Origin of the sequence: Paenibacillus sp. FSL H7-0737 (genome assembly GCF_000758545.1) — a bacterium.
Lineage (GTDB): Bacteria > Bacillota > Bacilli > Paenibacillales > Paenibacillaceae > Paenibacillus_AQ.
In genome coordinates this window covers 2015197-2029387 of record NZ_CP009279.1, presented here as the reverse complement: position 1 = coordinate 2029387, position 14191 = coordinate 2015197, and the positions used below count along the sequence as shown (strand labels likewise).

Genomic DNA, 14191 nt, shown 5'->3' with positions numbered 1-14191 from the left:
CCTCACCTAAAAATTTTGATAATATCCTAAATAATTTAGTATAATTCTAGCCCTTTCGGACTTAAAATTCAATTCATAACCATCAAGGGAGGAAACATAAGCATGAGCTGGAGCATTGCCAATCAGGGATTGTCGGCAGATACCCTACTGAATTTGGAAAGTATTTTTGCGCTGGGGAATGGATATTTGGGCGTGCGTGGCAATTTTGAAGAAGGGTATTCCGATAAAGAAATCCGCAGTATCCGCGGAACGTATTTAAACGCCTTTCACGATGTAATTGACATTCCCTATGGGGAGAAGCTATTCGCCTTCCCTGGTACACAGCAAAAATTGGTTAATATTATAGATTCCCAAGGGATAAATATTTATATAGGCGAAGATATGGAGCCATTTGCACTTACAGCAGAGAATGTCCTCGCCTATGAGCGTAACCTCCATCTGGACAAGGGGTACTCGGAGCGTAAAATCCACTGGAAATCCCCCTCCGGTAAAGAACTCAAGCTGCATTTCCGTAGACTCGTTTCTTTCACTACCCGTGAACTTTTTGCCATTCATCTGACTGTTGAGCCTGTCAATTTCACCGGTCCAATCCGGGTTGTCTCTCGTGTAAATGGCGATGTTAGTAACTATACTAACCCGAATGACCCGCGTGTAGCTGCAGGACATTCCAAACGCCTGAGCGTAGTATCTTGCGAAGCTCGGGGTGAATATGTATGCCTGGAGAACGAGACAATGGCTTCGGCCCTGCGGACCTCCTGTGTTACCCGGCATGAATGGGAAGGTGACTGGCAGGTTGAAACTCAGGCTGGAGAAACCGACGCTACAGTGACGGCAACCGCCTCCTTGTCTGGGCCACTATCGCTGACCAAATGGAATGTCTATACCGATACACTACGACATGAACAAATGCTTGTAGATACCGGTATTCAGGTACAGGAATCATTGAAACACCTCTCCTTTGAAGATATGCTGGAACAGCAGGAGCATTATTTGGCTGACTTCTGGAAGCGTTCCGATGTAGTCATTGAGAACGACTTGTCGCTTCAGGAGGGTATACGTTTCAACCTTTATCAGCTGCTGCAATCAGCCGGACGAGACGCGCATAGCAACATCTCCGCTAAAGGCTTATCCGGTGAAGGGTACGAAGGCCATTATTTCTGGGACACGGAGATTTATATGTTCCCTGTGTTCCTGATGACTTCGCCTGACTTGGCCCGGCAGCTCCTATTGTACCGGTATTCCAAGCTGGAGGAGGCAAGGGAACGTGCTAAAGAGATGGGCCACGCCCAAGGTGCATTGTTCCCATGGCGAACGATTTCAGGTACGGAATGTTCCTCCTTCTTCCCATCCGGCACAGCTCAATATCATATCAGCGCCGATGTAGCCTACAGCTATATCCAATACCATCTAGCGGAAGAAGATGACACCTTCTTGCTCCAATACGGCGCCGAGGTGCTATTTGAGACAGCACGGCTTTGGATGGAGATCGGTCATTACTACGAAGGTAAGTTTCACATCGATGAAGTGACTGGACCGGACGAATACACATGTCTTGTGAACAACAACTATTACACCAATGTAATGGCCAAACATAATTTAAAATGGGCGGCACGCAGTTTTGCGCGGCTTCAAGAATATGACGAGGCTGCATTCCAAGCTTTGTGTGTGCGCCTGCATGTAACTGGACCAGAAGCAGACAGCTGGCTGAAGGCGGCGAATGCCATGCTGCTTCCTTACGACGAGAAGCTAGGCATTAACCCGCAGGATGATACTTTTTTACGCAAAGCAGTCTGGGATTTCGAGAATACACCACCGGAGAAACATCCGCTGCTGCTGCATTACCACCCGCTTACCCTGTACCGTTATCAAGTCTGCAAGCAAGCGGATACCGTACTGGCTCATTACTTGCTGGAAGACGAGCAGTCGCAAGAAACGATTCGCAAATCGTATGATTATTATGAGCAAATCACTACCCATGACTCTTCTCTGTCCTCTTGCATATTTAGCATCATGGCCTCGAAAATCGGATACAAGGACAAGGCGTATAACTACTTTATCGAGACTGCACGACTGGATCTCGATAATACACACGGCAACACCAAAGACGGATTACATCTCGCTAATATGGGTGGAACGTGGATGGCCATTGTGTACGGTTTTGCCGGAACACGTCTTAAGGAAAACGGCCTATCGCTCGCTCCGTCCCTACCTGCGGGCTGGCAGAAATATAACTTCCGCCTCACCTTCCGCGGACGTCTCATTGCTGTAACCATTCGCGAGGAAGGCGTGGAGCTGGAATTGTTAGAGGGTGAAGCACTTGATCTAATTCTCTACGGCCAATCAGTGACTCTGGGCAACGATAGACCGTTAACTCAGGCACTACAAGCCTAATTCATAAGGAGCACAATACAATGAATGCAGCCTCTCAAATTCAAGCCGTAATCTTTGATCTAGACGGCGTTATTACGGATACCGCAGAATATCACTATCAGGCTTGGGGCATGATTGCGAAAGAGCTGAGCCTCCCGTTCACCCGAGAGTTCAATGAGAACCTCAAAGGTGTATCGCGAATAGCCTCACTGGAGTTGCTGCTTGGACAAGCGGCAACTCCGCACACCTACTCTCCCGAAGAGATGGAGGAGATGGCGAACCGCAAAAATGAGTTTTATCAGCAGCTCATTCAGCAGGTAACCCCGGCCGATGTGTTGCCTGGCATTTCTGAATTGCTCGCCGAGCTGAAGGACCACGGAGTGAAGACTGGCATTGCCTCCGCTAGTAAAAATGCCTTTACAGTTATCCGCCTTCTAGGTATGGAGAAAGAATTCGGAGTTATTGTAGATGCAGCCAAGCTTGCCCGCAACAAACCAGACCCGGAAGTGTTCCTGACCGCCGCCGATGCGCTTGGTGTAGATCCGCAATTTTGTGTCGGGGTCGAAGACGCAGTCGCCGGGGTAGAAGCGATCAAAGCGGCCGGTATGTTCGCTGTATATATCTCCTTACAGGAGAGCTTGTCCAACGCTGATATGAACTTGAACAACACTGCTGAACTTAACTACTCCGAGCTAAACCAACAATTCGCTAATAAGAATAGAGTAACTAAATAATCGGGTATCCCAGTCTCAATATATGTAAGTCACGAACTAAGCCGGCAAGCTCCTAAGGGAAGCTTGCCGGCTTTTGTTTGAAATATACTTTTCAGAAAATCCGCTTCTGATTTCGATCATCAATAATAATCTGCACCACTTCCTTAAACCTCAGTATAGGCACACTCTCCCGTTCCCTCAGGAACTTAAGACTATCCTGTAGATCCACATCATCCGTCATTACAATCAGCCACTGGTATGTAGCCCGTAGACGCATTCTCGTAATATCTCTGATCGGCAGGCTTTCAAAAAAAACGACTGTAATCTCGGCTAAATTGAGAGTTGATCACATCCCCTACTAGCTGACATGCAGTGGTCGCATCCATCAAGCTGGATAGCATCAGACTTCTCGCTTCACGGAGACACAGCGCTTTTTGGTATTGCAACAGGCTCATCGAAGTAAATGCCAATGCTTGTGAAACGAGGTCCCATTCATAGTACCAGCTCGTCCAAGTCTGCAACTTTCCTTTGCTGGAGAAGTTGTCGTGGAGCCAGGAAATCGCCTTCATAATCCGCTGCACGTCCGAATCCTCAAACCCCATTTCAGCAATGTGAACGCCGATGGGGCTGTACAGGAATTGTAACAAAACCTCATCCTCCACGAGTGGCTATCTTTTCAGCATCGTCGAAACTTTGCTGACTTCCTCCAGCATCCTTACCACGTCTAGAGTGCTTAAGTCGGCACCCGTCACGTAACCCGCGTTCCACTGACGAACTGGAGCCAATCATTAGAGACCAACTTCCTGGTAGAGCATCACAAAACATTACTCCCTAGCTGGAACCCTCAGACTGCAACTATATTGCTCATATCTTTTGTTTAATGGCCTATGTTTAATTTTATATGATTTAAAATACTATTTGATAATTTCGAAAGGATAATACATTCTAATTCTTCAGCTCTCTTCAAATTAACATTAGCTCTCTCAATTATCTTCTTATCTTGTTTTCGAAAAAACTTTGAGTATAATGCAACTCCAGTTTCTAATAAACTATAGAGATCTCTTAAATCCTTTACAAGCGTCTCATCGCATTCTATACGCAATGATTCTACTAAGTAATTGGCTCGGTATATAAGACCTCGCTTGTTTTCTAATAATCTTCTCATACCCTTTTCAATATTATGTATTCTAAACGGCTTAAAGTATTCGTGAAGGTCATTGTTCAATAGAATTTCAGTAAGATTTTGATAAAAAGCTTTATAAATAGCTATTCCATTCCAGCGATAGAATCTTGAATCACGAGATATATTTTCAACACCGTTCAAATAATGAATCAAAGTATCATAAATAATATTTAACCTTACCTGTCTATTAAAATTATTTTTAACTTCAAAAGTAGATGCAGGTTCGCCTACCCTCGATAGAAAAAGTAACCATGAGTCCACATAATCATCTTTTAATATAATTTCTAAAGAAGAGTGAAACGATTGTTCAAGATCAGAAAAATTTAAACTTTCCAAACTCCACTTATTATCAACGTTCTCCAAAAAATACAATAATTCAGTTTCCTCGTCATAACCGACGAACATAGTTCCATGCACAGAATCTAAATTTCTTACTTTGTGGTATTCTCTGAAGTACTTTTGATTAAGTGTTAATAGTACATATTTTTTTTCTTTAAGTGCTTTTAGTGTAGCGTCCAAAATTGTATCTTTCCCAAGGATAATTCTTGTTGTTGATAAAACTTCATCAAATACAAATTCGTACTCAGTCGGGCTGGATGAACCTAATTCATAGTAACTACATTCAAAATATTGATCTACTTGTAATCCAATAAAACGTTCAATATACCAAGGTATTAATTCTTTGTTAGATAAAATCATACTCAATTTATAATAATCAAAACAATTGATATTCATGTCTACATCGAGATTTACAGGCAAGATATATCTAGTCATTTTTGTACCTCCCTACTTTATCTTGGATTGTCATACATAAACCTATTGATAGTATTGCGCTTGAGCTTTCCACATCGAGCTGTACTCCTGCTGATCCAACAGCAACTGATGATGAGAACCATACTCCACTAATTCTCCATTGTTAAACACAGCGATCTTATCACAAAATTTACAAGCAGATAAACGATGTGAAATATAAATAACGGTGCGATTTTCCGTAAGAAGATTAAAGTTGTTGTACATCTCAAATTCCGCATAAGGGTCCAATGCAGCTGTAGGCTCGTCCAGAATAAGAATAGGTGACTTTTTGAGTAAAGCCCTAGCAATTACTACTTTCTGACTCTCACCGCCCGAAAAGTCTGTCCCTTTTTCATCAAAGATTTTATGTACCTGGGTATCTATACCTTTGTTCAAGCGCTTCATTTTGTCTTCCAGTCCTACTTGATTAAGAACTTCTTCTATTTCTTTTTCTGATATTCCGCTATCCTTCAAGCATAAGTTTTCTTTAATCGAAAATGAAAATAACTTATAATCTTGGAAAACAACGCCTAAAATTTTCATATATTCATCATATCGATATTCTTGAATGGATCTTCCATTCAGAAGAATCTCACCTTGATCGGGTTCATACAATCGACAGAGTAGCTTAATAAAGGTCGATTTACCCGCACCATTTTGACCTACTACGGCCAATCTTTCACCGTTCTTTATGGTCAGTGACACATTTTTTAATGAATAATTCTCATTCCCTGCATATTTAAAAGATACATTGCAAAATTCAATCTCAACATCCATGAATTTCTCAATTCTACCTTGTCCGGTTCTCATTGCTGGTCTTAAGCTCTCAAATTCTCTAAACACCTCAATGTACTTACACATTTGTCGAAACTCAACATAAGCATTCATTGCCAGCGACACTTGAGCAGAAAAGCTATTGGCGGCGGAAATATACATAACAAAACCACCAATTTGTATTTTACCTGTAACTACTTTCACAACCATGTAGGCGTATATAATGACCATTTGTAATTGAAGATTAACGCTAGTCAGTCCCTTATATCTCCCTACCTTTTCATATAGCCCGCCAAAACCACGAACACTTTCATTATGGTATGTATTCACTTTATTCAGTAAATAAGGAGCCATCCCAAACAAACGGACATCTTTAGCCATGGAAAAGTCAACGGCCAACTTGGAATAATAACCAAACTTACGGTTTAGAGGAGCCAATAATTTATGGAAATTGAATTGAGCTTGTTGCGACTTTTTAAAAATAAACGTATTGAGTAGAATCATTCCCATAATCACCACGATAATTCCAATGTTTAACGTTGAGATTAAGGCCGCTAGTCCCAAAAGAGACAGTATTGTTTGCAGCAAATTCTTCATACTATCCAACATTTTACGTATAACATCCTGCTGTCGAATGGGAGCAAGCGCCTGTTCTTTAAGATCCAGTACTTTAGTATTCTCTAATCTCTCGTAATCCAGATTCATAATATGCTGCCCAATATGTAGCTCTAACCTATCCATAACCAACAAATTAGCTAATTCAATGTGTTGGTTAAGATAATTCTGAAGTAACCCAAAGACAGCGTTGCCTGCCACCAAAACTCCTATCCAGAGGATAATATTCATTTCTCGGCCAGCTCCCATCAATTCATCAATCAAATATTTGGGAAGGATTATGTTTATAAACGGGAAGATTGCGCTGCATAATGAAGCAAACACCATCAGAGGGATGTACGATTTTGACATGGAATGTACCAGCTTCCAAAAGTAAAGGGTCACATTCCAGTCCTTTTTCAGAGCAGGGAATGGATTCATAGACTATGCTTCACTCCCCTTATAATATTGTGCTTGAATCTGATACATTTGATTGTACTTTCCGCTTCGTTCCAGTAATTCATTGTGAGTACCCGCTTCGGAAATTTCGCCTTGCTCCATATACAGTATTTGGTCACAGAACCTTGTGCTGGACAACCGGTGGGAAATATATAATGCTGTTCTCTCTCCAATCATTCCATTAAATTTTGTATACAGATTGAATTCTGCTATTGCATCAACTGCTGCAGTAGGCTCATCCAAAATAATCAATTCTCCATTCTTATAGAGTGCTCTTGCCAACATCATTCTTTGATTTTCCCCACCAGAGAACTCAACACCTTCATCATCCAATAACTTTTGCATTGGGGTGAGTATGCCTAATTTCAATGAGGCGACTTTTTCGCTAAGTCCCGCTTTTTCAAGACTGTCATAAATTCTCAAAGAATCAGACTCACTTTGTTCTTTTAGAGAGACATTCTCCGCTAACGAGAACGCGAGTACGTGAATTTCTTGAAATACCGTGGAAAATAACTTCCAGAAATCCGTTTTGGCAAAACGTTTGATATTGATTCCATTTAGCATAATTTCTCCACTTTCAGGTTCATACAACCTGCTTAATAATTTGATAAGCGTTGTCTTGCCAGCACCATTATGACCCACGATAGCAAGCCGCTGATGGGGCGGTATGATGAAGGATATTTTATTAAACACTGGCTGATTACTTCCTGGGTAGGTAAAGGAGACTTTTCTAAATTCTATGGTATAGGGGCCTTTTGGAAGCGGTAGCGAGGTTCCTTCATCCTGCTCACCCTGCTCTATTTCTAAAAAGTTACGGAGTCCCTCTATGTATAAATTCTGTGTACGCAGATGAGCCAAATCTTTCATGATTCCCTGAAGAACGCCAGAGAATCCAGCGACAGCAGTTGTGTACATAACAAAGTCACCTATAGTGATCCTCTGGTGAAGGTAAAGATAAGCTAAATAACCATATACAATCCCCTCACGGAACAAACGGATCACAATATCCAATGAGTCACTCTTAAAATAAAAGTTGCTGATAGCAGACTGAATTTTCTGTCTATTTTGAACACTTAAATTGTATAGGAACACCAAGGTACTATTAAAAGAATTAATCCGAATTTCCTTACCAAAAGTAAAGTCTTGCATAATATCTGAATAATACTTTTTCTTCCTCTCCAACTCCGAAAGCTGTTGTTCATGTTTATACTCATAGCGTTTAGCACGAAGAGATAACCCATAAGAACACCCGATACTTACAATTAAAAAAACAATCACACCTAAATTCAATCTTCCAATTACTGTTAGATAGCCGATGAAAGCGAGAAATCCAGCCAGACATGCAAAAAAAGTATGAAATAATCCCTGAAAACCGTTCTGCACACTTTGCAAGGAACGCTTAGCCTGCTCCATCTGATTAAGATAAACGGGATCTTCCGTGTTTTTGAAATCAACGTTCATATTTTGTGCTGTGTGAGCATGGATCTGTTTGAAAACGACTTTCATTAATTGGGTTAAACCCAGGTTTTGCAAATATCCAGTAAAATATCCAGCGAAAGTCAGTATTATAAACATCAGTGAAATTAAGAGGATAAACTGCTGAGGTCTTTGCTGTCCCGTCAGCTCATCTATAATAAATTTCGGAAATAGAATCAAAAGGAAGGGCTGCATAGCAGTAAGAAGCGTAACTGTAGAATAATAAATAATGGAACGTTTACTGTAATTCCAAGATGTGGAGAGAACATAGCGAATACTGGGCCAAGTGGAGGTTACAGATTTTGTTCTCATTTCGGAAACTTCCCCTTATCTGAACGCATTTTTCTATAATTGAAGAATATTTATGATTAATCAGATTCATCTTTAAATTCTACAAATCTAACTTTAATCTTAGATAACGTATTTTTATTCATAATTTTTATATTGTGATTGTAAGGTAATAATAAACTTAAATAATCATTTTCCACTGTTATTGAAGCAGGAGGACATACTGGCATGTTATAAGTGTAGTACAAAAACTCCTTCTTTTTTAACTTAGTATATTTATCAAAGTAATTAATAAAAGAGTCGATTGAGCTTGTTTTTAAGCACCCACCCGTAATATATGAAGTTTTAACAAAATCTCTTTTCTCACCTGTCTCGACGGGAATAAATGGAGCATAGCAGCCTAATTGCGCATACAAATCTATAAAATAATAATATCCATTTGTGTATATATAATTAATGACGTGACCTCCACCAGAATTAGACATAACACACAGATTACCTATGTTAGAATAATACTTTGAAAGAATGTTATAAAAGATCGAAGCTAAAGATGCACAAGACCCATTGTTATCTTTAAGCGCCTTGTATCCATTTTTATGAATTTCCCATTCATTGTTATCAACTATTTTGTATTCATGTTCCTGAAGGTTTTCTGTAAAGCAATTTATCTGGATATACTGAATAAGTTCATAAGGATTACAAATCATATTACTAATTTCTTCAGGATCTATATTACTAAATTTAATTTTTATATCCTGTTTAGTATATCGAGTCTTTCCAAGCGCACTAATCGGTACCCAATAAATCGCTGGAAAGATAAGAGTTTCAAAGAAAACATCGTCTCGTAAATTCAAAGTACTAGAAACCACTCAAGAACCTCCCACCCATCTAAGAAAAATAATCGATAATTAATTCATAAATACTCGTAACTTCATTAATCTCCTTCGATGAAAAGACAGGAATTTCTAAATTTTCACAATAGTATTTCTTAACTTTCAGTAGATCTTCTAATTCCAACTCATTTGGCGTTCCTTTGAAGTGATTCCATCCGTTTTTATAATAAAATGGGTACACCACTATACAAATTACTTTTGTCGGAACCACGTTTTCTATCGTCTGAATCGTTCGCTTGATATAGTCTAGTTCATCGTTTGGATTGATACATAAAATAACTCCATCTGGAAGTAGACCCATTAAAAAATCTAATTGTTTTACCGCGAGATTACCCAAATGATTAAAAGATTGAGCTACTGTAGCAGATTGAGAACCTGCAATAATCAGATCTGGATTTTTCTGATCCATCTTACTCAATGATTCATTGACTAAATTTATAAATTCATATTGATTGAGCTGATTATCACTATTAAAACCAAAGGGAATAGTCTCATTCATACCATATAATATCCCTGTCGGTTCAGTTGACAGCTGGGAAACTTTATAACCATTCTTCAAAAATAAACTTCTAAGAAATAATTGTAATGTGAATTTCCCCTGCTTACTTGAGGTTCCAAAAACACCTATAACCGGTGCATTAATTTTATGTAATTTACCGTGTTTCTTTTTCAAAATAATTTTATTTTTCATACTCATCACAGTCGTTGGGGTAACTAGAGAAATTCCTTCTCTCTCAAAATTTTCATAAAAATTATTAAGACCCATTGAATCTAATGAAAATACATTTACTCTATGTAGCAAACAGTCGTTCAGCAATTTTTCTTTTATTTTTTTACCAGATATATTCTCCAATTCAGTTAAATGCCCAATGATTAGCGTATCTATATTTTCAAAACAAATATTATCAATATTTTCTATGATATATTTATAATCTCCATCAAAACTTTTTATTTCCTTACCTAAATTCCCTATATATTTACTACTACAAACTTGCTCTATTCGAAATGGCAAAAGATCAGAAAAGTGAATTAAATTTGAAATTTCTTTGTTATAGGGAAACACTGCAGCTTTTTTAATAGTTTGATATTCATTCGACTCAATTACTCTGCTTTGTGGTTGTGGTTCTTCATCATATCCTTCAAATGAAGTAAGTGTCGTCTCTTGTTGCAGATACGTAAGAGCTTTGCTCTTGCTTATTTCAGAATGCTCCCTCAGACATAAAGAGAGATAACCTGTGACATACGCTGCCGATATACTGTTACCTTGTCTAATCGATGACTTATTATCTATCCAAGCTACTCTGTGTACTCCTCCCTTAGAGTAGACATCAACCACTTCATCCTCAGGCAGAAAAAAATCACTCGCTCTTACACAATATTGGGCCGCTTCTACTCCTATTACAAAATCAAAAGCGGCGGGATAAGATATACCCCCAGAGTTATCAAAAGCCGATATGATAAGATTTCCTTTTTGATGTAATTTATAGCAGATATCAAACAATTCTTCATTAAGATAACTAACACCCAAGCTCATATGTATAATTGAATCCTTATAATCTTTATTTAAAATATACCTCAGTGCTTCTAACAAAACTCCTTCATATGCTACTAGTTCGTAGTCGAAAATTTTTAATATGTGTAGATCAGCTTCTCGGTTAATTGAATGTATGATACTAGTTATTGCTGTACCATGGCCTAATATATCATCAATTATTTCCCTCTCTGATCCATTACAGAAATTCAATCCGGATTCAATATTCAGAGCTCGAAAATTAGGATGGGTAATATCAACTCCACTATCGATAATAATTACTTTATTCTTCATTCTAATACTCCTTTAGAATTTGATCCTATAATACACCGAAATATTCCATGAACTATTTTGTTTTATTACTCCATAATAAATAATTAGAAGTTAAAGCCACTAATGCCTTTATCGCTAATACCTTCGTCAAACGCAAATACTTGATTTATAGAACAAACATTTTTCATTCCAGGTTTTTTCAGCTTTTTCTTCAAACTACTCCCTCCTTTCATAAAAAAATGATTTTAATAGATTCATGAGTTTATGTACAAAATCCCTATGATTATTTCGGTGTATTATACGATCAATAATTAGAATCTACTCGTTCAATAAGTTGGCTTAGCATTTCTATCACATCATTACACTTTTCAAATCTCCCAGAGGTTAAAAGCTCATCTGGTATTTCAATATCAAAATTAACCTCTAGTTCAACTATGAAAGATATCAGCATTATTGAATCTTCAATTTCGATAGTGAAATTTTCTTCATCTTCATTAATAATGCACCCTATATTGCTTAAGCAACATATTATCTTCTCTCTAATATTAGCCACCCCCTAAATCCTTTCCTTTCAGTAAGATACATTATTGGTAATAAAAACATTTGTTGTTTATATTCTAACAATACAATTATTTGGAAACTATATGAATAAATTAGTATAAACATGATTATTTTAGGCATATTGGTTAATCCTTGATTCTCATTAGAAATGAAAATAGAGTTCCTTGCTATCTTGAATTTTTATCGAAGCAAATATCACTCGATAAATAGTCTTCACTTCACCTTGTACGTGTTAATACCAGAATCCAAAAAAACATATCAATAAAAAGGTTCTTGTTAGCCAAGCTAACAAGAACCTTTTTTAATATAACTCATTCTTTTAGTTCCACTCTCAGAACAGCCGCTTCTAAATTCCCAACAACAATAATAATGCGTACAGATCAGCCGTAATGTACTTATAAAGGTCCGTTAGTGAATCACCCGTACCTTGAAATTCGAAGATACCTTCACAGCATTCCAGCTTTATCAGACCTATCTTTAAAAAGCTTCTTTATAGTGAGTCCAAATAAAACACAGCAAGTCAGTGCCGCACAAAAATCAGCAATAGGCTCAGCAATAATCACTGCATCTGTTTTCGGGCTAATAAATGTCGGGAGCAAAAGTACTAATGGAATAAGCAAGATAATCTTACGCAAGATCGCGATAAAAATAGAAACTCGTGCTTGTCCCAAAGCAATAAATACTTGTTGAAACGCTAATTGAATACCAAAAATACAAGTGCCAAGGAAAAATATCTTCATTAATCTAGCTGTCAGAGCCACAAGCTCAGGATTATTGGTAAAAATGATAATGGGCAGCTTCGGAACAAAAATGGCCACGCCCCACATCGACAATCCAAAAGCTGCGCAAAAAACACTGCAATATAAAATGGTGGATTTTACACGTGCGAAATCGCGAGCTCCATAATTATAGCTAATAATAGGCTGTGCCCCTTGCGCAAAACCAGATAACAACGTCCCAAAGATTTGCATCAGCGTGCCCATAATCCCCATGGCAGCAACGTACATATCGCCTCCAAATTTAGCTAAGGACGTGTTAAATACAATTTGAATTAAACTTTCGGTCGACATCATAATAAACGGAGAAAGCCCCAATGCAAGTACACTTGCAGCTTCTTTAGGTTTAATGCGCATATTCGATAGACGCAAGCGCAGATGAGCTCGTTTAGAGATTAAGAACCCTAATACCCAAATAGCCGAAATAAATTGGGCAATTACAGTTGCCAACGCTGCACCCTTAATGCCCATATTCATCTCAAAAATAAAAATGGCGTCAAGGACGATATTCACAACCGCTCCAATACATACCGTGAGCATGGCTGTTTTGGCGTATCCTTGTGCTGCAATGAACGGATTTAATCCTAAAGAAATGAGCACCGCCACAGTTCCTAGAAGGTAAATGCTTAAAAAATCGTTGGCTAGCGGCAATGTATCGTGGCTCGCCCCGAATAACGTTAAGAATGGCGACTTAAAGATAAGAAACAAAGCGGTTAGGATTATGGATGCCATCAGCAGCATAGTAAAACAACTTCCCAGTAATTCTTCTGCTTTTTTATGTTCTCCTTCGCCCATCTTTATGGAAGCTAGGGGTGCCCCACCAGCTCCGATTAGAGCTGCAAATGCTGAAATCAACATAATGATCGGAAAAGATATCCCTATAGCGGATAAGGCTAGCGTTCCCCCCTCCTCCATTCTTCCAAGAAACATCCGGTCAACTACACTGTACATGGCATTGATTAGCTGAGCTATAACGGCAGGAATAGCCAATAAGAAAATAAGCTTGGGTATACTTTGGTTGGCAAAACGATCCTTCATTTGATTATTCATTTATTCATTTCCAATATAGCTTCCCGGAGGCTTTTAGGAAGCTTTTTGACAACCATATCGTAGGAATGGTCTATCATGTCAAAGACATCCGACGCTGACAAGGAACCATCGATCATGATTGAATTCCAGTGCTTTTTATTCATATGAAAGCCTGGTCGAACGCAATCATGTTGCTCTCTTAAGTTCTCCGCAATGATCGGGTCACATTTTAGATTTAAGCGAACAACCTTCCCTGTTTCCTCAAAAATAAGTGCGAACATTTTATCAGCCACTTTGATGACCAATGGAGTAGGCCCAAACGGATGCTCCTGAGTCGCCCCTTTCTTTTTCAAACAATATTCGATGATGTTATTCTTCAACTCTCTCTCTCCTTTGCTGATCAACAATCTGATCATTTCTGCCATTAACCATGTTTCTTAATTATATCATTTTGTTCTGCTGAGCAGTTTCTGCATAAT

At 38.6% G+C, this 14191-nt stretch carries 12 protein-coding genes and 1 pseudogene; 2 read left to right on the top strand and 11 right to left on the bottom strand.

The window, feature by feature from the left end; translation table 11 throughout:
• Positions 1-102 precede the first annotated feature (102 nt).
• The gene (locus H70737_RS08685; protein WP_042186413.1) at positions 103-2391 is read left to right on the top strand and encodes a glycoside hydrolase family 65 protein; all 2289 of its coding nucleotides are present in this window, start codon (positions 103-105) and stop codon (positions 2389-2391) included.
• A gap of 20 nt (positions 2392-2411) precedes the next feature.
• On the top strand, positions 2412-3104 hold the full coding sequence (pgmB, locus tag H70737_RS08680; protein WP_042186411.1) for a beta-phosphoglucomutase: 693 nt from the start codon (positions 2412-2414) through the stop codon (positions 3102-3104).
• 91 nt (positions 3105-3195) lie between these two features.
• Here the strand turns inward: pgmB and H70737_RS30195 are convergent.
• The 11 genes and pseudogenes from H70737_RS30195 to H70737_RS08635 all read right to left on the bottom strand — a co-directional run.
• Positions 3196-3357, bottom strand: a pseudogene (locus H70737_RS30195) (manganese catalase family protein); the annotation flags it as partial.
• A gap of 31 nt (positions 3358-3388) precedes the next feature.
• Entirely contained in the window at positions 3389-3730 is a 342-nt protein-coding gene (locus H70737_RS08675) for a helix-turn-helix transcriptional regulator (RefSeq protein WP_052404213.1), read from the bottom strand.
• Positions 3731-3734: 4 nt separating this feature from the next.
• Entirely contained in the window at positions 3735-3872 is a 138-nt protein-coding gene (locus H70737_RS30660) for a hypothetical protein (protein ID WP_156113085.1), read from the bottom strand.
• Positions 3873-3960: 88 nt separating this feature from the next.
• Positions 3961-5040, bottom strand: a complete 1080-nt coding sequence (locus H70737_RS08670) for a hypothetical protein (RefSeq protein WP_042186409.1) — start codon at positions 5038-5040, stop codon at positions 3961-3963.
• 42 nt (positions 5041-5082) lie between these two features.
• Positions 5083-6798: an ABC transporter ATP-binding protein gene (locus H70737_RS08665; RefSeq protein WP_197071275.1), complete on the bottom strand. Its 1716-nt coding sequence runs from the start codon at positions 6796-6798 to the stop codon at positions 5083-5085.
• 72 nt (positions 6799-6870) lie between these two features.
• Complete coding sequence (locus tag H70737_RS08660; protein WP_042186405.1) at positions 6871-8673, bottom strand: ABC transporter ATP-binding protein; 1803 nt, start codon at positions 8671-8673, stop codon at positions 6871-6873.
• A gap of 56 nt (positions 8674-8729) precedes the next feature.
• Positions 8730-9518 carry a hypothetical protein gene (locus tag H70737_RS08655; RefSeq protein WP_042186403.1) on the bottom strand — a complete coding sequence of 263 codons (789 nt, stop codon included), beginning with the start codon at positions 9516-9518 and terminating at the stop codon, positions 8730-8732.
• Positions 9519-9537: 19 nt separating this feature from the next.
• Positions 9538-11367: a DUF1611 domain-containing protein gene (locus H70737_RS08650; protein ID WP_042186401.1), complete on the bottom strand. Its 1830-nt coding sequence runs from the start codon at positions 11365-11367 to the stop codon at positions 9538-9540.
• 283 nt (positions 11368-11650) lie between these two features.
• On the bottom strand, positions 11651-11899 hold the full coding sequence (locus H70737_RS08645) for a phosphopantetheine-binding protein (protein ID WP_042186399.1): 249 nt from the start codon (positions 11897-11899) through the stop codon (positions 11651-11653).
• A gap of 454 nt (positions 11900-12353) precedes the next feature.
• Entirely contained in the window at positions 12354-13733 is a 1380-nt protein-coding gene (locus tag H70737_RS08640) for an MATE family efflux transporter (RefSeq protein WP_042186397.1), read from the bottom strand.
• Positions 13730-14092, bottom strand: a complete 363-nt coding sequence (locus H70737_RS08635) for an MmcQ/YjbR family DNA-binding protein (protein ID WP_042193530.1) — start codon at positions 14090-14092, stop codon at positions 13730-13732. The genes H70737_RS08640 and H70737_RS08635 overlap by 4 nt, the downstream gene beginning before the upstream one ends.
• Positions 14093-14191: the final 99 nt, after the last annotated feature.